Here is a 23,899-nt window from a genome sequence, read left to right as displayed (position 1 = left end):
ATCGTTTCCGGGGGATCGTCAACTGGCGGAAGGCGCAGCCGGGACGAGCGCGACGATCTCGTCGACGAGGCGGGAGGGGACGATCACGGTCACGTCGACCCCCTCCCTGCGCGCCGTGTAGCCGTCCTCTTTCGGATCGGCGGTCTTGGATCCGAACAGGAGGACTGTGGGGGCCGCGCCGCCCTCGATCTGCTTCCTCGTCCAGGCCTCGAGCCGGAGCACGGGCGCCTCGAACCCGACCGCGGGCCCGAAGCTCGCGCCCCGGATCGTCCGGATCGAGCCGAGCTCGCCGAGCGGGCGATCGAGCGCCGCCGCGTCCGCCGCGTCGCCCTCCGCCTTCCACGAACCGCCCTCGCGCAAAGCCGTGAGCGAGCCGCCGTTCGCGTGGATCGTCACCTTGGCGAGATCTCCCGCCTCGAGCGCGATAAGATCCCGTGCCACGAGCGGCACGGTGATCGCGTCGATCTTCTCCTTCTTGAGGACGAACACGAGACCGTCCCCGCCCTGGAAGCGCGCAAAGCGCGATCCGTCCGGCGCGGCTCCGGCGCCGATCTCGAGCGTCGCGCTCTTTCCGGCGGTCGCAGGCCCCGCGTCCCTCGCACCGCCCGGCCGCGCCGCGAAGCGGGCCGTGACCTTCGCGTAGGGCTTGGCGAAGCCGTGCGCCTCCTCCGCGCGCTCCGCGACGTACCTTTCGACCTCGACCTCGGCGACGAGCCGTGCGGCGTTGCGCGCCGCGGTCGCGTCGGCGCCCGTCTCGAACGGGGCCTCGAGCCGCCACACGCCGCCCTCGCGCACGAGCCCCTGGGCGGCCGGGCCCTCGATCTCGAGCTCCTCCGCCTCGTCCGCCAACCCGTTCACGATCTTCCGCTCGCGGTACGCGAGCAGCTCCGCGCGCAGCGACGCGAACGGATCCGCGGCGAACACGAGCACCCCCTCCTCACCGCCGCGCCGCGCCCGCTGCCCGCCGCCGGCAACGGCCTTGGGATCCGCGGCGAACACGTCGAGCCTGAGCGGGCCGCGGCCGGCCTCCTGGACGAGCTCGACCGACGCCGTGACCGGGCCGAGGCCCGCGATCGCCTCGGCGCCCGGGAGCGCCTCCTTCGCGCGGGGCTCCCGAAGCGCCCCGAGCAGCTCGGCCACGGCGTCCGGGTCGATCGCCACGCCCTCGTGCCCGGCGGCCTTCCACCCCGCGTCGGCGTCGCGCTCGAGGACGAGCGACGCGCCCCCCCTCGTGATCTTGACGGTCTCGATCCCGTCCTGGGCGAACACGAGCGGCCTCGTCTCGGTGAACCGCGCCGCGGGCCGGGCCAGCGCCTCGCCGATCCCGTCCGCCACGCACGCGATCGTCCCCGACCCCTTCACCGCGGCGTGGACGCGGCCGTCGCCCGGGCACGGTTTGCCGACGAGCAGCTCGACGTCCTTCCCCGACGCGCGGCGGATCGCGACGCCGGCAGTCGGCGCGTCGAGCCCGTACTTCCCGAGGCTCGCGCCGTCCGCGCCGTCGGCCACGAACTCCTGGGCCAGGAGGCCGGCGACGTCGGCGAGGAGCGCCGCGACCTGATCGTCGGCCGCGAGCATCTCGGCGCCCTCCAGCGAGATCCGCCACGGGCCGGCCTCGTCGTCGCGCGCGAGCGAGAGCTTTCCCGCCCCGCGGTCGACCTCGATCGCGATCGCGTCGTCCAGCGAGCCTTCGACGAGGTGCTTGTCGCGCAGGTCGTCGAGCCGCTTGTCGAGGGACTCGCGGAAGTCCACCTCGACCGCGTACAGCTCGTCCGAGCGGCCGTCCACCGCGAGGTACACGGTGTCCCCGGATCCCTTCTGAGAGCCCACGACGAACGACGTCTTCGCCCCGCCGATCGTGAACGACGCGCGGACCGCCGGCGTCCCGAATCCGTACTGCGGCTTGCCGCGCTCGCCCGCGCCGACGACGACGCGCTGCTTGATCAGGAAGTCGAGCGCGGACAGGACCTCGCGCACCGCCGAGCCGTCCGCCTTGAGCTTCCGGGGCGCCTCGATCCGCCACTCCCGCTCGGCGCCCGCGCTCGTTCCCTCGACGTCTGCCGAGCGGACGAGGGAGATCTTCTCTCCCGCCGCGCCCTGGATCTCGAGCGCCTCGACGAGCTCGGGCTTGAACTCGACGAAGACGCGATCCTTGCGCCCCTCGAGCTCGGAGGTCGTCATCCGGTCGCGATCGTAGAAGTAGATGAACGCGAACAGCGCCGCGGCGATCGCGACGAGGACGATGAGTGTTCGGTTGGACACGGCACTACCTCCTGCGCACGAGCCACATGGCGACGCCGAGGATCAGCATGAGCGCGATCTCGCCGATGACGATCATCCAGATCGTGCCGACGTCGTCCTCGGTCAGGGCGAGGCGCACGCGCTCCGGGTTCTTGGGCGCGATCGAGATGAGGTCCTCGCGGGCCGTGAGCCAGCCCACCGCGCCGGACCACAGGTCGCGGTTGTAGAGGCTCGCGCTCAGGTACAGCTCCTCGTTCAGGAAGTCGCTGTCGCCGATCACGACGAGCCGCCCGCCCTCGCCCTCGCCCTTCGCCGCGAGCGCGACGGCCATCGCGAGCGTCGCCGGCCCGGAGACGTCGGCCTGCCCCTTCTCCGGCACGCGATCGCCTATGCCGAGGCTCGCCACGTCGGTCTCGCCCCACGAGTCGGCCGAGCTCCTGGCGAGCACGTCGGCCACGATCTCGCCCCCGTCGACGGCCGAGAGCGACCGCGCGGCCGAGACGACGACCGGGTAGGCGCCGAGCTGCTCCCTGATCTCGCGGCCCGCGGACTCCGGGACGGCGAGCGCCTTGACCGCGTCGTGGGCGGTGAACTCGCTGACGAGGAACGTGACCGGCGACTCGGAGACGAGCCGCCGGGGATCGGTCTCGAGCATGAAGTCGTTGTCGAGCCGGATGCCGCGCTTCGCCGCGAGCCCCTCGAGGCCGGTGGGCAGGAGCGCCTCGCCCTCCACGATGGGATCGAGCAAAAGGAGCAGGCGGCCGCCGCTCTCGAGGTGGCGGTCGAGCAGCGCGGCCTCTTCGTCCATGAACGCGCGCGCGGGCCCGGCCACCACCACGAGCCCGCACGTCCCCGGCACCTTGGTCGCGCCGGCCGTCGTGATCGCCTCGACCTTGTAGCTGTCCTGCCGCAGCGCGTCCTTGAGGTGGCGCAGCGCCCTCGGGCCGAACCCCTCGAACTCCCACTCGCCGTGGCCCTGGGTGAAGCACACGGTCGCCTGCTCCTCCGAGATCACCCGGAGGATGGCGGACGTCAGCTGCTGCTCGGCCTTGAACTCGGACAGCCCCTCGTCCCCGCCGCCGCCCTCGTCGAACATCTCGCCGCCCATGTCCTCGAGCTCGTTGGACGCGACGAACTTCACGTTGCCGCCGGAGACGACGAAGACGCCCGCCTCGATCCCCATCTGGCCGAGCTCCGTCACCTGGACCTTGGCGCCGTACTTGTCGATGATCATCCGCACGCGCTCCGGGCTGACGTCGGGATCGACCACCTCGACCTTCACGCGCGCCGAGAGGGCGGCGTAGCCGTCGATGACCTCCTTGACGTCCGCGTAGCGCGGATCGCCCTGGCTCCACAGGACGTGCATCTCCACGTCCTTCCCGAGCGCGCCGACGGTCTTCGCGGTCTTGTCCGAGAGCGTGTACATCCCGGAGGACGTCCAGTCGGCGCGGGCGTAGTGGCGCATGGCGAGGAAGTTCAGCATGACGAGGATCGCGCCGGCGACGATCACGGAGATCGCCGCGTTGGATCCGCGGATCGCCCGCGCGCCGCCGCTCGCCGTCGGCTTGGTCTTCTGCTCGTTGCCGCTCATCCCCGCCACCTCCGGAGCTGCACGATCTGGACCGTGGCGAACAGCGAGAACACCGAGACCGAGGCGTAGTAGACGAGGTGCCTCGTGTCGACGATGCCCCGGCCGAAGTCCTCCATGTGCGTCCAGAGGTTCACGTAGTGGAGGACCGAGTCGGGCGACGTCTCGCCGCCGAGGAAGTCGAAGATCCCGATGACGAACATCACCATGATCACTCCGAACGAGATGAGCGCCGCGATGATCTGGTTGCGCGTGAGCGACGAGCCGAGCAGCCCGACCGCGGCGAACATCATCCCGACGCCGAGCGTCCCGAGGTAGCCGGACAGGATCGGGCCGAGATCGAGCTCCGAGTAGAACGACAGGAGCAGCGGGTACGCGAGGGTCGGGATCCAGAGGATGGCGTAGAACCCGACGGCCGCGAGGTACTTGGCGAGCACGACCTGCACGTCGCCGATGGGCGCGGTGAGCAGCGTCTCGAGCGTGCCCGAGTGCCGCTCCTCGGCGAGGGAGCGCATCGTGATGAGCGGCGTGAGCACGATGACGATGATCCAGAAGAAGATGGTGCCGCCGAACAGCATCTGCATCGCCGCGCCGTGCGGCGCCCGCGGATCGGAGAGGAAGTCGATGATAAGGAGGAACACCACGCCGTTCAGGACCGCCGCGGCCGTGAGCAGCACGTACGCGATCGGCGAGTAGAAGAACGCGGCGAACTCGCGCTTCATCTGGGCGAAGATGTTCATGGCGCGTCCTCCTCGGTGGTCGTGATCTGCACGAACACGTCCTCGAGCGAGAGGCTCTTCGAGCTCAGGCCCGTGAGCTTGAACCCGCCGGCGACCGCGGCGTCGAAGATCCGCCCGCGCACGTCGGCGCCCGGATCGGCGTCCACGTTGAACGCCGCCAGCCCCCCCTCGGGCGCGGCCAGGGGCTCCACGCAGCGCACACCCGGGACCGCCTCGAGCGCCGCTCGCGCCGCTCCCCCGGGATCCGCGACCTCGACGAAGATCCGCGCCGCGGCGCCCGCGAGCCCCGCGCGCAGCTCCTCCGGCCGGCCCTGCCCGACGATCCGGCCCTTGTCGATGATGAGGACGCGCGTGCACGCCGCCTCCACCTCGGGGAGGATGTGGCTCGACAGGATGACGGTCCGCTCCCTGCCGAGCTCGACGATCAGCTCGCGCACCTGGCGGATCTGGTTCGGATCGAGCCCGATGGTCGGCTCGTCGAGCACGAGCAGCTTCGGATCGGCGACCAGGGCGTCCGCGAGCCCGACGCGCTGGCGGTACCCCTAGGAGAGCTGGCCGATGATGCGCCGCCGCACGTCGCCTATCCGGCAGCGCTCCATCGCCGAGTCCACCGCGGCGCGCCGCCGGCCCCGCGGAATGCGCTTGAGCGCTGCGCGGTACGAGAGGTACTCCTCGACCCGCATCTCCGGGTAGAGCGGCACGTTCTCCGGCAGGTAGCCGATGATCCTCTTGACCGCCTCGGGCTCGACGAACACGTCGTGGCCGTCGATCGCCACGGTCCCCGCGGTCGCGGTGAGGTACCCGGTGAGCACCTTGAGCGTCGTCGACTTCCCTGCGCCGTTCGGGCCGAGGAAGCCGATGACCTCGTGCGGCCTCACGTCGAACGACACGTCGTCGACGGCCGTCACCGCAAAGAAGCGCTTGGTGAGATGTTCGACTCGAATCACGCCCGTCCTCCTGTGCCTCTTGCGCGAGCCGACCGCTAGAACGCTCCTCGGTCGCCGGTATTCCCGTGTCCTTCAGCTCGGACGGCGCCGAGACGGCCGGGCGCCGCGATGGCCGCCTCGTGCCCGCCTCTCAGACCTGGTAGGTGAAGTGCATCTCGTACCCGCAGATCGAGAACACGTCGCCCTCGTCGATGCGCTTCGAATCGACGGGCTTCCCGTTGAACTCGACGCCGTTCGTGCTGCCGAGATCCTTCATGTAGAAGGCGCCGTTGTGGAAGATGATCGCGGCATGCTTTCGGGAGACGTTGGCGTCCTTGATGGCGAGGTCCGACGTCTTGGACCCCCGGCCGATGATGAACTGATCCTGCGCAACGGTGAGCTTGCGGCCCTGGAAGATCAGGGTGAGCCTCGGTTTCGCGGCGCCCGCGCCGGTCGAACCGCGGACGCCCGAGCCCGTGCCGAGCTCCTCGGGGCGCGGGGGGGCCGGCGGCGGCACCGAGGTGCGGCGCGGCGGTCCCGGAGCGGCCGCCTGGGCGGAGGCGCCCGGGCGGGGCAGCGTCGGCGCACCTCCCATGCTCGCCGGGGTGGCGGGCGCGGTCGGCGCGGCGGGCTTGGCGCCCGGACGGGGCAGCGGCACGGTCGGGGAGGACATCGGCTTCTCGCGCATCGTCGGCGTCGCGGGTCTCGGCAGCCCGGTGCCCGACGGGTGCTGGGCGGACGGCGCCTTCGGGGCGGCGACCGGCCTCGGCGTGGCGTCGGCGGCGGGCGCCTCGCCCACCCCGGTGGGATCGACCAGGAAACCGTGCGTCGACGCGTACAGCCGCATCGCCTCGTTCACGAGGTAGTCGACGGAGCAGTCCATCTCCTCCGAGTGCTTCGTGAACGCGGTCCACAGCGAGTCGCGCGCGTGGAAGCTCTGGAGCGTCTTCTTCGTCGTGGTCGATCGCGTCGTCATCGCTCGTCAACCTTTCATCTTTGCCAGGCTCTCGAGGGCGGCCTTTGCCGCGTCGCCCAGCGTGGCGTGGTCGAACCCCTTCGGCAGCTTCGTCTTGTCCGCCGCGAGCTTCTCGAGCGCGGGAACGTCCGCCGCCTTGTCGCCCTTCATGCCGAGCACGTAGACCGCGACGCCCTTGGCGAAGACGTCGCCGCCCTCGAGTAGGGCGCGCACGGCGGGCGTGAGCTTCGGGAACTTGGCGATCCAGCCGATCACCTCGTCGACCTCTTCGGCATCGGTCGCGAGCCCCTTCGACCGCAGCACCGTCGCGAGCTGCCCCTCCCCGTCCATGCGCAGGATGCACCGCACCCCCACGAGCCGCCAGAAGAACTCGTCGCTCTCGAGCAGCTTCGCGACCCGCGCCACGTCGGCCTTGCCGCCGGCCTGGGCGAGCGTCAGGTAGGTCTCCTCGCGCTGGAACTTGTCGTACTCCTCGTTCTCCGCCATGGCGAACAGGCGGCCCATCTGCGTCGCGTCCGGCTTGATGTAGCCGCTCTCGATCGACTGCGAGTAGGCGCGCAGCGCGAACCGCTGCAGCTCGGCGTCGAGCTCCTTCGTCGTCGCGAGGTCGAGCAGCGCGTTGGCCACGCCCTCGCCGCCCACGACCGCCGCGGCGATGAGGTGCGTCTCCTTGATCTCGGGCACGTTCCCCCGGAGCTGCGCGGCGACGTGCTCGGAGGCCATGGCGGGCGCGGGCGCGTCGCCGACGTCGCGGATCAGCTTCGCGATCGGCTCGATCGCGATCTGATCCATGTCGAGCAGCTCGGTGAGCGCCTGCGCCGCCGGGCCCCCGATCTTCTTGACGATGGTCCGGATGTTGTACCCGGCCATCGCCCGGATGTTGTAGTTGCCCTCGACGCACCAGGCGATGAGCGGCTTCTCGACGGCGTCGCGGTTCTCGGGCCCGGCGAAGTCGAGCAGCAGGTAGAGGCCGTCCTTGGCGTCGATCTGCTTCTTCGCGAGCGACCTCTCGGGCTGTCCCGGGCTCTCGGACTTCGAGATGCGCGCGAGCTCGGGCGCGAGCCCGGCTATCACCTTCTGCGCGTCGCCCTTCTCCATCTTCTGAAACGACTCGCGATACAGTTCCCAGTTCTTGATCTCGACCAGCGCGATCGCGGCCTTGACCCGGACCTCCAGAGGCTGCTCGGGGTCGATCAAGGCGCCCGCGAGCTTCTTCGGGCCGTTCTCCGTGGTCTTCCAAAGATCGATCTTTCCTTGATCGATCTCGCACGCGACGAGGATCGACGCGACGGAGAACCATATGGGCAGGAGCGAACGCACCGTGGTCATGGCGAAATCTCCCTTGTCGATGCGGATCGGCGTCGCCTCTCGAAACCAAAGTTTTGCTCGTCTTTGGCGAGAAAGTCAAAGCCTGCGCGCCGGCCCGGCGGTTGTCCTTTGCCCGCCGTGTGATAAGTTCCCCGGATGACAATCGTAGCCTATGTCTTCTATTTCGTTCTCCTAATCGGCGTGCTCGTTTTCGTCCACGAAGGGGGGCACTTCCTCGTCGCCAAGCTGTTCAAGGTCAAGGTGCACGTCTTCTCCCTCGGCTTCGGCCCGCGGCTTCTCGGGTTCCGCGGCAAAGAGACCGACTACCGCGTGAGCGCGGTGCCGATCGGCGGCTACGTGAAGATGCTCGGCGAGGATCCGGGCGAGGTCGTCAAGGCCGAGGACGCCGGCCGGGCGTTCACCGACAAGCCGCGCTGGCAGCGGTTCTGCATCATCGCCGCCGGTCCCTTCATGAACCTGATCTTCCCGCTCTTCCTGCACTTCGGGGTCGGGCTGACCATCGACCGCGTCGCACCGCCGGACGTCGGCTTCGTCGTGCCCGGCATGCCGGGCGCGGCGGCCGGCCTCGAGCCCGGCGACCGAATCACCGCCATCGACGGCGAGCCGGTCGAGTCGTTCGACGAGGTCGTCGCGATCGTCTCGCCGCAGCCGGGCCGCGCGCTGGAGATCGAGCTCGTGCGCGACGGCCGCCCGATCCGGCGCACCATCACGCCGTCCGCCGTCCGGCGCTCGGTCGTCGTCCCGTCGGAGAAGGAGACGGTGGGGCAGATCGGCGTGTACGCCGCGTACGTCGCGCCGGTGGTCGGGATCGACGACCCGCGAAGCCCCGCGGCCTTGGCCGGCCTCCGGACGTTCGACAGGATCGAGGCGATCGACGGCGCGAGGATCGAGAGGTTCGCCGACGCGTCCCGCGCCGTGGCGAAGGCCGCGGGCCGGACGATCGAGCTCGCGGTGCGCCACCTGAAACCCGACGCCGAGGCGCCGTTCGACGACGCCGACTACGCGGCGCAGCCGGTGATCGCCCGCGTCGAGGTCCCGTACGGCGCCAAGGGGCTCGCCAGGATCGGGGCGCTCGAGCCCGGCGACTTCGTCGCGCACGTCGAGCCGGACGGCCCGGCCGCGAGGATCGGCCTCCGGCGCGGCGACAGGCTCCTCACGCTCGACGGCGATCTCGAGGGCGCGGTCCAGATCGAGCGCGGGCTCGGGGCGGCGCCGGACATCTGCCACGCGCTCGCGTGGAGCCGCCAGGGCGAGCTCTTCTCGCGGCCGTACCGGCTCACGTTCGTCCCGGCGGGCAAGAAGAAGGACCTCGGCGTGGCGCAGGACGCCTACGTCAACGGCTTCTCGGTGCACATGCCGTTCGTCGACTCGCGGATCGACAACCCGGCCCGCCTCTCGGGCGCGATCCGCTACGCGATCGCCGAGACGCGGGAAGGCATGCGGCTCATCGCGATCGGCTTCAAGCTGCTCTTCCGGCGCGAGGTCTCGCTCGAGAGCATCGGCGGGCCGCTCATGATAGGCCAGCTCGCCGGCATGGCAGGGCAGGAGGGCGCCGTGCCGTTCATCTGGATGATGGCGCTCATCAGCCTGAACCTCGGCATCATCAACCTCTTGCCGATCCCGATCCTCGACGGCGGCCAGATCCTGATCATCGCGGTCGAGGCGGTGATCCGCCGCCCGCTCAGCCGCAAGCTGAAGGAGCGGATCATGCTCGTCGGCCTCGCCCTCCTCATCGCGCTGATGCTGTTCGCGACGCGGAACGACATCATGCGCTTCATCACGGGCTGAGGCCTTGCCCGGCGCCCGCAGGATCGCCCTCAAGGTGCTCGGCCGCGTGGAGCGGGAGCGCGCGTTCGCGGCCGCGGCGCTCGAGGCGGAGCTGAAGGGCGTCGCCGACACCCGGGACGCGTCTCTCGCCACCGAGCTCGTGTACGGCGCGCTGCGGCACCGGCCGTGGCTGGATCACCTGCTCGACGGCGCCTCGGCGCGGGGGCTCGACGGCCTCGACCCCATCGCCCGCGACGCGATGCGCGTCGCCGCCTACGAGCTCGCCTACCTCGACCGGGTGCCGGCCCACGCGACGCTGAACGAGGCCGTTCTCGCGATACGCCGCGCCCGGGGCAAGGGCCTCGCGGGCTTCGCCAACGCGGTCCTGCGCAAGCTCGCCGCGGATCGCGCCGCGCTCAAGGCCCCGGATCCCGCGTCCGCGCCCGATCCCGCGCTGGCGCTCGGCCTGCCGCCCTGGCTCTACGCGCGGCTCTACGCGGCCCACGGCAGGGATCGGGCGATCGCCATGGGCCGGGCGTTCAACGAACCCTCGCGGCGCACGCTGCGGATCAACACGGTGCGCATCGATCCGGCGAAGGCCCGCGCGCGGCTCAGCGACGGCGCCGCAGCCGGGCTGTACCTCCCATGGGCGATCGACGCCGCGGACCGCTGTGCGGCGCGGGCGCTGGAGGAGGAGGGGCTCGCCGCGCACCAGGACGAGGGCGCCGGGCTCGTGGTCGCCGCGCTCGATCCGCGCTCCGGAGAGCGGATCCTCGACGCCTGCGCTGGAAGGGGCGGCAAGACGGCGCTGATCGCGCAGATCGCGGGCGGCGGCGCGCCGTATGCGGTCGACAAGCAACCCGCGAAGCTCGAGCGGCTCGCGTTCGAGCTCGGCCGGCAGGGGTTCGAGGCGGTGACCGCGGCGTGCGATCTCGCGGTCGACGACCCGCCGTTCGAGGCGCCGTTCGATCGCGTGCTGCTCGACGCGCCGTGCTCCGGCACCGGCACCCTCGGGCGCCGGCCCGAGATCCGGTGGCGGCTCGAACCCGGATCCGTCACGGCGCTCGCCGGCCTGCAGCGCGCGCTCCTCGACCGCGCGGCGCGGCTCGTGCGGCCGGGCGGGAGGCTGGTGTACGCGGTCTGCTCGGTGCTCCCCGAAGAGTGCGCGGACCACCTCGCGCCGTTCCTCGCCGCGCACCCCGGCTTCGCGCTCGTCGCGGAGCCGCCCGCGCTCTGGCCCGCCACGATCCCGTGGAACGGCGGCGCGCCGCTCTTGGATCCGGGAGTCACCCGGACGGACGGCTACGGGATCCTGTGTCTGGAACGCCGCTGAACCGCGGCGACGTTCACGCTCCGAACAACAGCGCGGCGATCTCGTCGCGGCTCGTCCGGTGATGACGAGCGACCTCGTCGAGGATCGCGGCGAGCGTCCCGACGCGCAGAGCCGCGTGGGCCGGCACGGTGACGTGGTGCTGTCCGCCTCGCTGCGTCGTGAGGCGGACGTGGCTGCCGGTCCGTCGCGACGGCGCGTAGCCAAGCGCCGCGAGCGCCCGTTGAAGGTCGTGTCCTGAAACGTCTCGGGGCAGCTTCATGCCGCGAAGACTTCGTCTCGGACGAAATGGAGGCGGATGGCGCTGGGACGTTCGGCGTCTTCGAAGTGGCAGCGCACCGCGTCTCGGACCTGGTCGCGCAACTCGCCGAGCGAGTCGGCCTCTGTCACGATCGATTCGCCCACCGCCCGCGCGAGGAACCCTCCCTCGGCGGCCTCCTCAACCACGAACACGATTTCCGTCATGGCGCGCGACCTCCTGTCCAGAAAGGATCCTAGCAGACGGGAACCTCGTGCGCCAAGGGTTCGCTGCGCACCTACTTCGCCGACCACTTGATGGTGTCGGCGTCCCCCGGGATCACCATGTTCTGGTTCAGCCCCTCGGGGTTCGAGACGAAGATGCCGCCGCGGGAGGAGTGGAACGCCACGGCGCGGCAGTCCGGCGCGAACGCCGGATCCATGTTGCGGCCCTGCTTCTGCGTGAGCCGCCGGATCTGGCCGCTCCCGGCGTCCACGGTGAAGATGTCGTAGGTGCCGCCGTCGCGCCCCGTGAACGCGATCAGGTTGGAGCCGGGCCGCGGGCACCAGCTCGGCGTCTGGTTGTACGACCCCTTGTACGTGACCCGCTTCGCGCCGCCGCCGCCGGCGCCCATGACGAAGATCTGCGGTGACCCGTGGCGATCCGACACGAACGCGATCTGCGAGCCGTCCGGGCTGAACGAAGGGGACACGTCGATCGCGCCCGAGTCCGTCACGCGCTTCATCCCCGTTCCGTCCGCGTTGCCCACGTAGATGTCGGGGTTGCCGCCCTTGGACAGCACGACCGCCATCCTGTCGCCGTGGAACGCGGCGCCCATGTTGAGCCCCGGCTCCGAGAGCACCGCCTCGCGCTGCCCGGTGCGGTAGAGGAACGGCGCGCGCTCCACGAACGAGGTGTAGTAGACCGATCCGCCCGGGCCGAACGCGGGCAGGATGTTGATCGACTCGTTGCGCGTGACCCGCGCCAGGCCGCCGCCGCTCCAGTCCGCGGTGAAGATCTGCTTCGAGCTCGGGCCGGTGCGCCGTGAGAACGCGAGCCGCGTGCCGAACACGCCCTTCTCGCCCGTGAAGTAGCCGATCACCTCGTTCACCCACTGGTGCACGAGCGAGCGGAGCTCCTCCGCGCCGCCGGCGTAGCTCTTCTCGAGCACCGGCGTGCCGCCGCGCGGCACCTCGAACAGCCGGCAAAGGAGCTCCACCCCGGCGCCCTTCTTCACCTGGCACTTGGAGACGCCCTGGGCGCCGATCTGCACCCACGGATCCTTGTCGATCGACATCCCTTCGGCGGTGAGATCCGCGATGTACGACTTCTCGTCGAGCACCTCGAACAGGCTCGACAGCTTGAAGTCGTTCACCTGCACGGACTGCGCCTCGGCCGCGGACGCGTCGGGGCCGAGCGGGCGCGGCACCGCGATCTTGTACAGGTCCCGGATGCCGCCCCAGAGCGTGACCTCGAGCGGCGCGTTGTCGACCAGGGCCGGCAGCGGCAGGTCGCCCTTCTTCTCGGATCCCTGCTGCGACTCCGCGGCGCCGGGGCGCAACGCCGTCACGGCCCACGCCGCGAGCACCGCCGCGGCAAGCATGATTGAAACGCGCTTCATCGGCACACCTCGCTCGTTCCCTGATCCGATCCGCACGATACCAGACGCGCGGCAGGGAAAGGAAATTTCGGCGCGATCACGGCTCGAGCGCGTCCGCGCCGTTGAACGTGAGGTTCACACCGCCGCCGAAGACGATCGGCGCGATCGCCTCGGGCGGGGCCGGGAGGTTGCGCACCTCGGCGCGCACCTTGTCGATCGCGTTCATCACGGCGTCGTCGAACATCGCGTTGCCCGACTTCGAGACGAGCTCGACATCCGTGATGACCATGTCGACGTCGACCGTGAAGTGCACCTTCGCCTTGAGCCGCCGGAGCTCCTCGTCCGAGAGCAGCGTCGGGTAGACGAGCCGATCCGCGAACACGCGCATCAGCTTGTGCGCGTACGTGTTGCCGATCGAGGCGAGCGCGGGATCCGTGACGTCGCCGTCCGGCACGCCGTCGGGCGCGCCCTCGGGCACATAGTCGTCCTGGATCTCGGCGAAGGCGCGCGCCTTGTCGAACACCTGCCGCAGCTGGTCGTCGGTCACCGCGTCGGGCTGGTTCTCCACCTTGTCGGGATCGTCGACCACCTCCTTGTTCTCGTCCGCGTCGAGCGGCAGGATCTCCTCGGGGGCGGTCGGCAGCGCCGGCACGATGCGATCCGGGAGCTCCTTCTCGTCCTTGATCTCGCCGAGCTTGAGGAGCCTCGCCTCGACGTACTCGAACGGCTGCGCCGCGCTCCTCGGGGTCGGCTCCTCGACCGCGGCGGCGATCATCGGCAGGAGGAGCGCGCCGACGAGGATCGCGATGACGCCGCTCGCCCCGGCCGCGAGCGCGACCGGATCGGCGTACCGCTTGAGCGGCTTCTCGTCGGCGTCCTTCTCGAGCGGCACGAGCAGCTCGCGATCGGTCGTACGGCCCAAAGGTCCTCCCCGCGCGCAACGCCGGGCCGCAGCGCGCCATTCCCGTTCATCTTTTTACGAACGGCGCTGCAAAGGCAAGAATGTGGGGGGTGACGGGGCGTTCTTCGTGCTATGAAGCTCTCTTTGGGGGATCCGGCCGAGACGCTGAGGAGAAGGAGCCCCGACCCCGTGCAGAACCCACGCCCGCTCGCGCTCGCGGCGCTCGCCGCGGCCTTCGCCTGCACGTGCTGCTCCGCGGTCCAGAAGAGCGATCAGAAGGCGACCGACTACGACGCGATCGTCGTGGGCGCAGGCATGGGCGGGCTCTCGGCCGCGACCCACATGGCGGCGAGGGGGATGAACGTCCTGCTCCTCGAGCAGCACTACAAGGTCGGCGGCTGCACCACGTCGTTCGAGCGGGGCGACTTCAAGTTCGACGCGGCGCTGCACGAGATGTCCGTGGGCGGCGGCCGCGAGAAGGCGCTCCTGTTCACGCTGCTCGAGCAGGCGGGCATCCGGGACAAGGTCGAGCTGATCCGCATCCCGGATCTCGGCCGCTCCATCTTCCCCGGGTTCGAGTTCACCTCCCCGGCGGGCGAGGACGAGTACGTCGCCGCGCTCTCCGCGCGCTGGCCCGACGAGGCCGACGGGGCCGAGAAGTTCCGGGATCTCATGTCCCGCGTGCACGACGAGATCAGCGAGCTGCGCACCCTGTACCTCGGCAACCCGGTCAAGGCGATGCTCACCAAGCTCGCCCTGCCGCTCCGGCAGCGCACGCTGTTCAAGTACCGGGTAGCGACGCTCGAGGAGGTGCTCGACGAGACGTTCGAGGATCCGGAGATCAAGGCGGTCGCGTCCCAGTTCTGGAACTACCACGGGCCGCCGCCGCGGAAGCAGTGGGCGATCATCTACCTCGCCGCGAACTACGGCTACCTCATCAACGGCGCGTGGCAGATCAAGGGATCTTCGCAGGCGCTCTCCGACGCCTACGCCGCGCGGATCGCCGAGCTCGGCGGGACCGTCATGACGGACTCGCGCGTGAGCCGGATCCTCGTCGAGGACGGTGCGGTCGGCGGCGTGGAGACCGAGGCGGGCGAGCGGTTCACGGCGCCGTACGTCGTGTCGAACGCGGATCCGTACCAGACGTTCTACCGGCTCGTGGGCAGGGAGAACACGCCGCGCAAGATGCTGCGCAAGCTCGAGGAGATGGAGCCGAGCAACTCCTTGGTCGGCGTGTACCTCGGGCTGGACGTGCCGATCGAGCACTTCGGCGTGCGCGACTACGAGATCTTCGTGAACACGAGCCTCGACGCGAACGCGATGTACGACGCGGCCATGGCGGGGCGGTACGAGGAGGGTTTCGAGTCGGTGACGCTCTACTCCAACCTCGACGATCCGTTCTACGCGCCGCCGGGCAAGTCGGTCGTGACCATCAACACCTACTCCAACAAGGCGCTGTGGCCCGAGCCGGGCCCGGCGTACGAGGCGCAGAAGCGGAAGATGATGGACGCGCTGATCCTCATGGCCGAGCGCGTGCTCCCGGGGCTGCGCGAGCACATCGAGGTCGAGGTCGGCATGACGCCGCGCACGATCGAGTCGTTCACCCTGAACCACGACGGCGTGCCGTACGGCTGGAACTTCACGCCCGAGCAGCACGCGCGGATGGACATCCCCACGGATATCGACGGCCTCTACATGGCCGGCGCCTGGACCTGGCCCGCGCACAGCGTCGGCATGGCCCAGGTGTCGGGCTACATGGCGGCGCGCATGATCGTGAACGAGAGCGGGCGCGGGAAATAGCGGCGGTGCTATACTCGTTCAGCGCGGGAGGAGGTCCCCATGACGAAATCCAAGGTCGCGGTGCTGACGACGGGCCCGGCCACGGTGCGGCGCGACACCCACGAGCTGATGAACCTCGCCGGCTACCAGGACGTCCTCTCCAAGGACGCGGACACGGCGCTCAAGATCAACATCAGCTGGCACTTCTTCTTCCCGGGCAGCTCCACGACGCCGTGGCAGCTCGACGGCGTGATCGCGGCGATGCTCCGCGACGGCTACGACCCCGCGCTCGTCCACGGCTGCCACAACCGCACGGTCGTGATCGACGCGCACCTCGGCGAGCGCGAGAACAAGCAGATCGACGTCCTCCGACACTACGGCCTGCGCAACGTCCACCTCTACGAGGGCGAGGAGTGGATCCCGGTGCGCGACGCGGTGGGCGATGTCGCCGACAAGTTCCTCGCCCTAAACGACGTGTACAAGGACGGCTTCTCGATCCCCAAGCGGTTCATCGGCGAGAACATCCTGCACCTGCCCACGGTGAAGACGCACATCTTCACGACGACCACCGGCGCCATGAAGAACGCCTTCGGCGGCCTGCTCAACGAGAAGCGGCACTGGACCCACCCGGTGATCCACGAGACGCTCGTCGACCTGCTCATGATCCAGAAGAAGATCCACCGCGGCGTGTTCGCGGTGATGGACGGCACGTTCGCCGGCGACGGCCCCGGCCCGCGCTGCATGCGGCCGCACGTGAAGAACGTCCTGCTCGCGTCGGCGGATCAGGTCGCGATCGACGCCGTGGCCGCGAAGCTGATGGGCTTCGATCCGCTCGACATCAAGTTCATCCGGCTCGCCCACGACCTCGGGCTCGGCTGCGGGGATCCGCGGGAGATCGAGATCGTCGGCGACAAGGCCGCGGCCGAGCAGAACTGGAACTTCCGGAAGCCGACCGACGACCTCACGTTCGCGGCGCAGATGCAGCACCTCATCTACTGGGGCCCGCTCAAGGGGCCGGTGGAGTGGTCGCTCAAGACGTGGCTCGCGCCGTGGTCGTACCTCGCGTCGGTCACGTACCACGACCTCTACTGGTACCCGCGCAACGGGAACAGCCGCGTGCAGGAGGTCCTGCAGGGCGAGTGGGGGCGCCTGTTCCACAACTGGGAGACCGTGCGCGGCGACGAGAACGGCTTCGCGGATCTCGGCGCGCCGCCGACCGGCTACACGCGCGCGACCGCCGATCTCCTGAAGATGGGCGCCCGGGTGCTCGTCACCGCCATGCGCGAGGCGCCCGAGATCCGCGCCCATTTCCCGGGGCGCTGCGACAAGTAGCGCGGCCTCGCGATCCATGACTGCCGCGACGACACGCCTCTTCTGGACCTTCCCTTCGCTCCTCGAGCACGACGCGGCCGTGCTGCGCGCCGAGAAGCGCGGCGACGCGTGGCTCGTGGTGCTCGATCGTACAGCCTTCTTCCCGGCCGCCGGCGGCCAGCCTTGTGATCGGGGGACGTTGGGAGGCGGGCGCGTGGTCGACGTGCTCGAGGAGGGCGAGGAGATCGTCCATGTCGTCGAGGGGTTCGCCGAGGCGCCGAGCGGGGCCGTCCGGTGCGCCGTCGACGCCGCGCGGCGAAAGGATCTCTCGTGTCAGCACACGGCGCAGCACGTCGTGTCGGCGCTGGCGGCGGCGCGCTTCGGCGCGCGGACCGTGGGGTTCCACCTCGGTGAGCGCGTCACGACCGTCGACCTCGAGGGCGGCGGGCTCGACGCCGAACGGATCCGGGAGCTCGAGCGCGCGGCCAACGCCGTCGTGCGCGAAGATCGCCCGGTCCGAATCGCGTTCGAGAGCGGCCGGGCGCGGCGCGTGGGCGAGGCGATGGTGCGCGAGGAAGGGGCGCTGCGGATCGTGGCGATCGAGGGGCTCGGCGAGAGCGCGTGCTGCGGCTCCCACGTGGATCGCACGGCCGAGATCGGCGCGATCCGGCTCGGCCGGCTCGAGAAGGTGCGCGACGCGGTGCGCGTGGAGCTCTTCGCCGGCGATCGCGTCCTCGAGGAGACGGCGCGGCTCGCGGGGATCCTGGAGGCGTTGAGCGCCAAGACCGGCGCCGGGGTCGACGATCTGCCGGACTGGGCGGACGCGGCGCTCGCGGAGATGAAGGAGCTCAAGCGGCGCAGCGCGGAGCTTGCGGATCGCCTGGCCGAGCTCGAGGCCGAGGCGCTCCTCTCGAAGGCCGAGCCCTTAGGCGAAGGCAGGCTCGTCGCGAGGGTCGTCTCCGAGCGCGACGTCAAGGCGGTCAAGATCCTCGCGACGTCGATCCGGAGAGAGCCGCGGGCCATCGCCGTCGTCGGCGCGGCACACGAGGGCAAGGCGGCGCTCGTCGTGGCCCGCGCCCAGGAGCTGGCGCTCGACGTGCGGCCGATCCTGAAGGCCGCGGCCGAGGCGCTCGGCGCCCAGGGGGGCGGCACCGCGGATCTGGCCCAATGCGGCGGGGGTGATCCCTCACGCCTCGACGCGGCGATCGATCTCGCGGCCGGGCTCGTGCGCACGGCGCTCGGGGAGGCGAAGCCGTGACGTGCGCGATCCGACCTGCGACGGCGGCCGACGCCCCGACGATCCACGGGCTCGTCTGCGAGCTCGCGGCGTTCGAGCGCGCCCCGGACGCGGTCGAGAACACCCCGGCGAACCTCGCCGCGCAGCTCGCCGCGGATCCGCCGCCGTTCGGCTGCCTCGTGGCCGAGCGAGGCGGCGAGATCGTGGGGTTCGCCCTGTACTTCTTCAACTACTCCACGTGGACCGGCCGCCCGGGCCTCTACATCGAAGATCTCTACGTGACCCCGGGCGCCCGCGGCTCGGGCGCGGGCAAGGCGCTGTTCCTCGCCCTCGCCCGGATCGCCGTCGAGCGCGGTTGCGGCCGCATGGAGTGGTCGGTGCTCGACTGGAACCGGAGCGCCATCGAGTTCTACCGCGCGTTCGGCGCCAAACCGATGGACGAGTGGACCACCTTCCGCCTCGATCGCACGGATCTCGAGCGGCTCGCGGAGGGGTGAGCGATCATGGGCGGCGCTTGGTACGACAAGGGGCTCGCGTTCGAGTGCACCGAGTGCGGCGCCTGCTGCCGGACGCACGGCGCGCACGCCTACGTCTACCTCACCGAAAGGGACGCGGTCGCGATCGCGGCGCACCTCGGGATGGACGAGCGCGATTTTTACGCGCGCTTCTGCCAGATCGACGCGGACGGCAGCCTGCACCTGCTCCTCCGGCCCGGCGACTGTGTGCTCCTCGACGCAGACGGCCGCTGCCGTGCCTACCCGGCGCGGCCCAAGCAGTGCGCGACGTGGCCGTTCTGGACCGAGAACCTCGACGCCGCCGCCTGGTACAAGGTCGTAAAGGCCTGCTGCCCCGGCGCCGGCTGCGGCCGAATCCACTCGCGCGAGGAGATCGAGGCGATCGCGAAGGAGCGCGACGACTGGTACGGGATCGAAAGATGAATGTGGTCTGACGCGCTCAGCCTGCGAAAACGTCGTCCGTGCTCGCGGCGCCGAGCACGCGAGAGGTCCACCGCCGCAAGTCGTTTTCGTCGGCCGATTCGATACGTTCTCGAAGCGCCTTCGGCATTCGACCGAATCTCTGCTCGACGAGCATCGACAACGCGGTCCGAAGAGCTTCGGCCCGACCTTCGGCCCGACCTTCGGCCCGACCTTCGGCCCGCCCTTCAACGCGAGCCTCCGCGCGCCAACGGGTTTTCCACTCTCGCATGCGGTTTTCGAGCATCGGCACCACCTCTGCAAGATCCTCCGCCACGATCGGCTCGGATCCGACGTCTTCGATCACGCGCCGCACCCACATCCCGAAAGATCGGCGCAGCTCCGCTTGCCCCGGCGCAGCGAGCCACGCCGCCAAGTCGCGAACCGCTCTCAATATATCACCATCGTCGCGGCTTCGCTCCAAACGAAACAGCGCTGCGGCGAGGTTGCGGCTCTCCGGCTCCGCGGACATGGCCAGCCGGCGTTCGTCGATGACCAGATAACGCAGGCGCGGGGCGTAGCGCGTGACGCTCGCCGGCGCGGATGCAACGAGCGCGCGGACATCGGTGGGAGCGCTCCAACGCCCCTCGCCGTTGTAGAGGACGATCGGCAGGACAGGTGGAAGCTTGCGTTCGGGCGTGAGCTGCTTGGTCCGGACGAGATCCTGGTAGAGCAGACCGACGTAGGTCGCCAGGCGCACCGCCATGAAGCGGTCCACCGTGGACTGGAACTCGAGGATCACGTACAGGTACAGCCACTCCTGCCGATCGGCGAAACGCACGCGCCAAATGATGTCGTCCTCGCGCTCGCGCAGGTCGTCGGAGACGAACGTGCCGCCGACGTGCTGGAGCGTCTCCCAATCGAGGAGCCGCACCCACTCCTCGTCGACGAACCCGACGAGGAGATCGCGCACCATCTCCGGGTAGGAGAACAGCAGCTTGTAGCCGCGATCGTTGTTCTTGCGCTTCGCCATCTCCGCCTGGCGCGGCCGTGAGAGCAAACCTCGCGCCAAAATCGCGCGCGCGAAATCACGGCGATTTCCCCGGATCGCGGTGGCGGCGGGCCTGGCGGAGCGGCGGCGGCGCCGGCGACCTCGCCATTTCGCGAACGGCGACCGTTAAAGGGTCGTCAAGCCGTTCTGTGCCGGCCGCGGCCAGATCTATTCGCATGAGGAGATCGAGACGATCGCGAAGGAGCGCGACGACTGGTACGGGATCGAGCGCTGAGAGGGACCGACCCCCGTCCTTGACAACTCGGGGCGCTCCGCGGAAAACAGGTGCACTCTTACGAAGGAGACATTCCATGACGAAGAAGACTCTGTTCGCCCTCTTGACCCTTATCTCCCTCGCGGCAGCGGCGGTTTTCGCGTGCGGCGGCGGGGCCCCGAAGGCTCCGACCACGCCGGACGGCAAGCCGATCACGTTCGTGGTCCTCCTGGACCGCGGCCTCGAGGGCAAGACGCCGGACGAGCAGAACCAGCTCAACCAGCTCGGCGAGTTCCACCAGACGAACATCATCGCGGCGCTCAAGGACGCCGGGTACAACGCGAGCCTCATCACGACGGCAACCGAGTTCCAGCCCTCGGAGGGGCTGTACCTCCTGAAGGTCGCGGTCGTGAAGTACAACCCGGGCAGCGAGGACGCGGGGAAAACCGGGACCGGTGCGAGCTCGACGTCGCTCGATGTTCACTATGAGCTGTACTCGACCGATCCGGCGGCGCCGTTCTACGCCAAGGATCACGGCCGCGCGTCGAGCGTCGACTGGCCGCGGCTCGTGCGCGTCGTCGATTCCGAAATGATCGTCGATATCAATAGTCAGCTCGCCGCCCAGCCGAAGTGACGGCGCCGGATCGGTCTGATGTACAATGGGTCCCGGAGGCGCGATGAGAACCCTGTGCGTAGTGGCGTTTAGTGTTGCCGTCCTGTTCGGCTGCGCGAAGGCGGCGGTTAGTCAGAGCGAGGACGACGGCTCCGATTCCGACTCCGACACGGACTCCGATTCCGACTCCGACTCCGACACGGACACCGATTCCGACACTGACACCGACTCCGACTCCGACTCCGATGCCGGACCGGACACCGATTCCGATACGGACACCGATTCCGATACGGACACGGACACCGACTCCGACACGGACGACGAGTGCGGCGACGGGATCCCGACCGGCGACGAGGAGTGCGACGACGGGGACACGGATCCCGGCGACGGCTGCGACGCCTGCGCCTGCGCCCCGGGGCAGGTCGTGTTCGACGTCCCGTTCACCAGCACGACCGGCTGGCTCTCCACCGACTGCTGCGCCGAGGCCAACTACCGCCACGGCGACGGCAGCACGCTCCAGGCGACGTTCACGGACACCATCCCGAGCGGCGCGGTCCCGACCGCGGTCGGCGTCCAGGTCGGGATCCGGCACGCGTGCACCGCCGCCGACAACGCGATGACGTTCCAGCTCAACGGCGTCACCTTCGGCGACTGGGGCTCGGCGGACGGTCCGCACTGCGACTGCGGCAACTCCGCCGTCGCGCTCGGGAGCTTCACCCCCGCCGCGTCGGGCTACGTAGCGGGATCGACGAACGTCATCTCGATCGTCCACGGCACGACCTCGACCTGCATGGAGGCGATCACGACCGTGCCGAGCACGCCTACGGGCACCGCGTTCCGCGTCACCGCGGACTTCGCGGATCCCGACTGCCTCTGATCGAAAGGGGCGCGGCCGACTGCTTCATGCCGCCTGGACCGCGCGTGCCGCGACCGCGGGCCAGGCCTTGATTTCGCCCGCCCGGATGAGTATATCCAATGTAGATACAGGAGGCACGGATGGAAGCCAACGTCCAGAAGTGGGGGAACAGCCTGGCGGTGCGCATCCCGCGCCCCTTCGCCGCGGAGGTCGGGATCGAGGAGGGCTCGGCGGTGGACGTCGTCGTCGAGGACGGCGGGATCGTCGTCCGCCCGCGGCGGGAGACGAGGCTCCGGCTCGACGATCTTCTCGCGGGCGTCACCAAGAAGAACGCGCACGTCGAGTCCGACACCGGGGCCGCCGTCGGGAGGGAAGCCTGGTGAGGCGCTTCGTCCCGGATCGCGGCGACGCCGTATGGATCGACATGAACCCGGCCGCGGGGCACGAGCAGCGGGGGCGCCGCCCGGCCCTGGTCGTGAGCCCGGCCTCGTACAACGCCAAGGTCGGCCTCGCCGTGATGTGCCCGATCACGAGCCAGGTGAAGGGCTACCCGTTCGAGGTCGAGATCCCGCCGGGCCTCGAGATTTCGGGAGCGGTGCTGTCGGATCATTTGAAAAGCTTCGACTGGCGCGAGCGCCGCGCCGCGAAGATCGCGAAGCTCCCCGACGAAGTCCTCACCGGCGTTCTCGCCCGCCTCGAGGCGCTGCTGTTCTCGTAGCTCAGCTGGTGGAGTCGCGAGAGGCGCCTGCCTCGGCGCCGTCCCCCGAAGCTCAGGGCCAGAAGCGAAGGAAGCCGAGGTCGTCGAGGAGCTCCCACAGCTTGCCACCTCTGCTCCCCTTGAGCTCGACGACGCCGAACTCCCGTACTTCCGGCGGCGCGTCGACGATGATCGGGGCGTTCGGATCCTCGCTGGCTGCGACGGGCTCCGCTGCGTGACCGCCGCCTCCATCCCTCTGTCCGAGCTCAGTCACCGATCCTCCTCGGGCATCCGTCAAGACGCCGCGCGGTGGGTCTCGTCATCGTGACGCAGCTGATCGCCGATGCCCAGGAGCAGGCCACGGACGGAGACATCCTCGTCGAGCTCGTCCCAGTGGAGCCCGGTACCGCCGCCGGAGATGACGTAGCGGGCGCGCTGCTCGTCGTTCGCGGCGAGCAGGCGCGGGAAGTAGGCGAGCGGCACACCGATGGTCCGGCCGTCCGCCAAATCGACCCACATGCTGTCGGCGCGGAACTCGATCCGCGTCGCTCTCGGCTCAGTCGCGGAAATGCTCATCCCAGTACCTCTCGATCAGTTCGCGGTTCTCCCGGATTACAGCGGAGATCTCCCGGAGCTCCGCAGGGTTCAAGCCGTAGGACATCGCCACGAACGGCTGCGGATCCAGCCAGAACTTGGCGATCGCCTCGCCCCGCCGAACGTGGATGTGCAACGGCTCGCGCGGCACACCCTCGTTCGAGTAGAAGAAGAAGCGATACCCCTTGTAGGTGAAGACAACCGGCATAACAGGAACATCGTACCGCCACTGGGCGCAGAGCGCCACTGCGCTGTCGAGCGCCCCACAGCCGCGGCGCCAGCGTTCTCAACACTCTGGTCTGCTATGGATATCGAGGGAATCGTGCGGCTTCCGCCGCGGCCTACATCATGCCGCCCATGCCGCCCATGCCGCCGCCCATGCCGCCGCCCGGCATGCCGCCGCCGCCGGCGCCTTCCTTCTTCGGCCTCTCGGCGATCGCGGCCTCGGTGGTGATCATGAGGCCGGCCACGGACGTCGCGTTCTGCAGCGCGGTGCGCACGACCTTGGTCGGATCGATGATCCCCGCCTTGACGAGATCCTCGTAGGCGTCGGTCGCGGCGTTGTAGCCGAACGCGCCCTTGCCCTCGGCGACGCGCTGCACGACGATCGAGCCCTCGACGCCCGCGTTGTTCGCGATCTGCCGCATCGGCTCCTCGAGCGCCCGGCGCACGATGTTCACCCCGACCCTCTCGTCGTCGAGCACCTCGACCTTGACGAGCGCGTCGATCGATCGCAGAAGCGCCACGCCGCCGCCGGGGACGATCCCCTCTTCGACGGCCGCGCGCGTCGCGTTCAGCGCGTCCTCGACGCGATCCTTCTTCTCCTTCATCTCGGTCTCGGTCGCGGCGCCGACCTTGAGCACCGCCACGCCGCCGACGAGCTTCGCGAGCCGCTCCTGGAGCTTCTCCTTGTCGTAGTCCGACTTCGTGTCCTCGATCTGCTTGCGGATCTGCTCCACGCGCCCCTTGATGTCCGCCTTCTTCCCGGCGCCGTCGA

At 69.9% G+C, this 23,899-nt stretch carries 27 protein-coding genes; 11 read left to right on the top strand and 16 right to left on the bottom strand.

Annotation, left to right across the window (positions count from 1 at the left end; all coding sequences use genetic code 11):
* Positions 1-18 precede the first annotated feature (18 nt).
* From M0R80_16930 to M0R80_16900, 7 genes are all read right to left on the bottom strand, one after another.
* Positions 19-2,262, bottom strand: a complete 2,244-nt coding sequence (locus tag M0R80_16930; protein MCK9461315.1) for a DUF4340 domain-containing protein — start codon at positions 2,260-2,262, stop codon at positions 19-21.
* A 4-nt stretch (positions 2,263-2,266) separates the two neighbouring features.
* Positions 2,267-3,832, bottom strand: coding sequence for a GldG family protein (locus tag M0R80_16925; protein ID MCK9461314.1), 1,566 nt, complete (start codon positions 3,830-3,832; stop codon positions 2,267-2,269).
* A complete protein-coding gene (locus tag M0R80_16920) occupies positions 3,829-4,569 on the bottom strand; it encodes an ABC transporter permease (GenBank protein ID MCK9461313.1) in 741 nt (246 codons plus the stop codon). The genes M0R80_16925 and M0R80_16920 overlap by 4 nt, the downstream gene beginning before the upstream one ends.
* On the bottom strand, positions 4,566-5,054 hold the full coding sequence (locus M0R80_16915) for a hypothetical protein (GenBank protein MCK9461312.1): 489 nt from the start codon (positions 5,052-5,054) through the stop codon (positions 4,566-4,568). The genes M0R80_16920 and M0R80_16915 overlap by 4 nt, the downstream gene beginning before the upstream one ends.
* A gap of 57 nt (positions 5,055-5,111) precedes the next feature.
* Entirely contained in the window at positions 5,112-5,516 is a 405-nt protein-coding gene (locus M0R80_16910; protein ID MCK9461311.1) for an ABC transporter ATP-binding protein, read from the bottom strand.
* A 130-nt stretch (positions 5,517-5,646) separates the two neighbouring features.
* Positions 5,647-6,471 carry an FHA domain-containing protein gene (locus M0R80_16905; protein MCK9461310.1) on the bottom strand — a complete coding sequence of 275 codons (825 nt, stop codon included), beginning with the start codon at positions 6,469-6,471 and terminating at the stop codon, positions 5,647-5,649.
* Between the two features lie 6 nt (positions 6,472-6,477).
* The gene (locus tag M0R80_16900) at positions 6,478-7,800 is read right to left on the bottom strand and encodes a hypothetical protein (protein MCK9461309.1); all 1,323 of its coding nucleotides are present in this window, start codon (positions 7,798-7,800) and stop codon (positions 6,478-6,480) included.
* Positions 7,801-7,935: 135 nt separating this feature from the next.
* Between M0R80_16900 and M0R80_16895 the strand changes: the two genes are divergently transcribed.
* Positions 7,936-9,588 (top strand): site-2 protease family protein, encoded by a 1,653-nt coding sequence (locus M0R80_16895; protein MCK9461308.1) that lies wholly within the window; start codon positions 7,936-7,938, stop codon positions 9,586-9,588.
* 4 nt (positions 9,589-9,592) lie between these two features.
* Positions 9,593-10,900: a hypothetical protein gene (locus M0R80_16890; GenBank protein ID MCK9461307.1), complete on the top strand. Its 1,308-nt coding sequence runs from the start codon at positions 9,593-9,595 to the stop codon at positions 10,898-10,900.
* Positions 10,901-10,913: 13 nt separating this feature from the next.
* Here the strand turns inward: M0R80_16890 and M0R80_16885 are convergent, their stop codons facing one another.
* From M0R80_16885 to M0R80_16870, 4 genes are all read right to left on the bottom strand, one after another.
* Positions 10,914-11,159 carry a type II toxin-antitoxin system HicA family toxin gene (locus M0R80_16885; GenBank protein MCK9461306.1) on the bottom strand — a complete coding sequence of 82 codons (246 nt, stop codon included), beginning with the start codon at positions 11,157-11,159 and terminating at the stop codon, positions 10,914-10,916.
* Positions 11,156-11,362: a 2-oxoisovalerate dehydrogenase gene (locus M0R80_16880; protein ID MCK9461305.1), complete on the bottom strand. Its 207-nt coding sequence runs from the start codon at positions 11,360-11,362 to the stop codon at positions 11,156-11,158. Before M0R80_16880 ends, M0R80_16885 begins: the two co-directional genes overlap by 4 nt.
* A 71-nt stretch (positions 11,363-11,433) precedes the next feature.
* The gene (locus M0R80_16875) at positions 11,434-12,756 is read right to left on the bottom strand and encodes a protein TolB (GenBank protein ID MCK9461304.1); all 1,323 of its coding nucleotides are present in this window, start codon (positions 12,754-12,756) and stop codon (positions 11,434-11,436) included.
* Positions 12,757-12,832: 76 nt separating this feature from the next.
* Positions 12,833-13,657 carry a TonB C-terminal domain-containing protein gene (locus tag M0R80_16870; GenBank protein MCK9461303.1) on the bottom strand — a complete coding sequence of 275 codons (825 nt, stop codon included), beginning with the start codon at positions 13,655-13,657 and terminating at the stop codon, positions 12,833-12,835.
* Between the two features lie 168 nt (positions 13,658-13,825).
* Between M0R80_16870 and M0R80_16865 the strand changes: the two genes are divergently transcribed.
* Genes M0R80_16865 through M0R80_16845 form a run of 5 tightly spaced genes read left to right on the top strand, consistent with a single transcriptional unit; the run spans position 13,826 to position 18,901 of the window.
* Positions 13,826-15,436 carry an NAD(P)/FAD-dependent oxidoreductase gene (locus tag M0R80_16865; protein MCK9461302.1) on the top strand — a complete coding sequence of 537 codons (1,611 nt, stop codon included), beginning with the start codon at positions 13,826-13,828 and terminating at the stop codon, positions 15,434-15,436.
* 39 nt (positions 15,437-15,475) lie between these two features.
* Positions 15,476-16,747, top strand: coding sequence for a DUF362 domain-containing protein (locus tag M0R80_16860; GenBank protein ID MCK9461301.1), 1,272 nt, complete (start codon positions 15,476-15,478; stop codon positions 16,745-16,747).
* A 16-nt stretch (positions 16,748-16,763) separates the two neighbouring features.
* Positions 16,764-17,984, top strand: coding sequence for a DHHA1 domain-containing protein (locus M0R80_16855; protein MCK9461300.1), 1,221 nt, complete (start codon positions 16,764-16,766; stop codon positions 17,982-17,984).
* Positions 17,981-18,460: a GNAT family N-acetyltransferase gene (locus M0R80_16850; GenBank protein ID MCK9461299.1), complete on the top strand. Its 480-nt coding sequence runs from the start codon at positions 17,981-17,983 to the stop codon at positions 18,458-18,460. The genes M0R80_16855 and M0R80_16850 overlap by 4 nt, the downstream gene beginning before the upstream one ends.
* A gap of 6 nt (positions 18,461-18,466) precedes the next feature.
* Positions 18,467-18,901: a YkgJ family cysteine cluster protein gene (locus M0R80_16845; protein MCK9461298.1), complete on the top strand. Its 435-nt coding sequence runs from the start codon at positions 18,467-18,469 to the stop codon at positions 18,899-18,901.
* A 16-nt stretch (positions 18,902-18,917) separates the two neighbouring features.
* Here M0R80_16845 and M0R80_16840 read toward each other — a convergent pair whose 3' ends face one another.
* Positions 18,918-19,910 carry an Rpn family recombination-promoting nuclease/putative transposase gene (locus M0R80_16840; GenBank protein MCK9461297.1) on the bottom strand — a complete coding sequence of 331 codons (993 nt, stop codon included), beginning with the start codon at positions 19,908-19,910 and terminating at the stop codon, positions 18,918-18,920.
* A gap of 329 nt (positions 19,911-20,239) precedes the next feature.
* Between M0R80_16840 and M0R80_16835 the strand changes: the two genes are divergently transcribed.
* From M0R80_16835 to mazF, 4 genes are all read left to right on the top strand, one after another.
* On the top strand, positions 20,240-20,776 hold the full coding sequence (locus M0R80_16835; GenBank protein MCK9461296.1) for a hypothetical protein: 537 nt from the start codon (positions 20,240-20,242) through the stop codon (positions 20,774-20,776).
* Positions 20,777-20,819: 43 nt separating this feature from the next.
* Complete coding sequence (locus M0R80_16830; protein ID MCK9461295.1) at positions 20,820-21,632, top strand: hypothetical protein; 813 nt, start codon at positions 20,820-20,822, stop codon at positions 21,630-21,632.
* A gap of 119 nt (positions 21,633-21,751) precedes the next feature.
* The gene (locus M0R80_16825) at positions 21,752-21,994 is read left to right on the top strand and encodes an AbrB/MazE/SpoVT family DNA-binding domain-containing protein (protein MCK9461294.1); all 243 of its coding nucleotides are present in this window, start codon (positions 21,752-21,754) and stop codon (positions 21,992-21,994) included.
* Positions 21,991-22,329: an endoribonuclease MazF gene (mazF, locus tag M0R80_16820; protein ID MCK9461293.1), complete on the top strand. Its 339-nt coding sequence runs from the start codon at positions 21,991-21,993 to the stop codon at positions 22,327-22,329. The genes M0R80_16825 and mazF overlap by 4 nt, the downstream gene beginning before the upstream one ends.
* A 52-nt stretch (positions 22,330-22,381) precedes the next feature.
* Here the strand turns inward: mazF and M0R80_16815 are convergent, their stop codons facing one another.
* From M0R80_16815 to groEL, 4 genes are all read right to left on the bottom strand, one after another.
* Positions 22,382-22,582, bottom strand: a complete 201-nt coding sequence (locus M0R80_16815) for a hypothetical protein (GenBank protein ID MCK9461292.1) — start codon at positions 22,580-22,582, stop codon at positions 22,382-22,384.
* Between the two features lie 20 nt (positions 22,583-22,602).
* On the bottom strand, positions 22,603-22,884 hold the full coding sequence (locus M0R80_16810; GenBank protein ID MCK9461291.1) for a DUF2442 domain-containing protein: 282 nt from the start codon (positions 22,882-22,884) through the stop codon (positions 22,603-22,605).
* Positions 22,865-23,110, bottom strand: a complete 246-nt coding sequence (locus M0R80_16805; protein ID MCK9461290.1) for a DUF4160 domain-containing protein — start codon at positions 23,108-23,110, stop codon at positions 22,865-22,867. Before M0R80_16805 ends, M0R80_16810 begins: the two co-directional genes overlap by 20 nt.
* 133 nt (positions 23,111-23,243) lie before the next feature.
* Positions 23,244-23,899: chaperonin GroEL (gene groEL, locus M0R80_16800; protein ID MCK9461289.1), on the bottom strand; the 656-nt coding region annotated here is incomplete at its 5' end.

This window comes from Pseudomonadota bacterium, from assembly GCA_023229365.1.
Classification (GTDB): Bacteria; Myxococcota_A; Polyangia; order JAAYKL01; family JAAYKL01; genus JALNZK01.
Note: the sequence above shows the minus strand (reverse complement) of the source record. Positions and strands in the feature narration are given on the sequence as shown.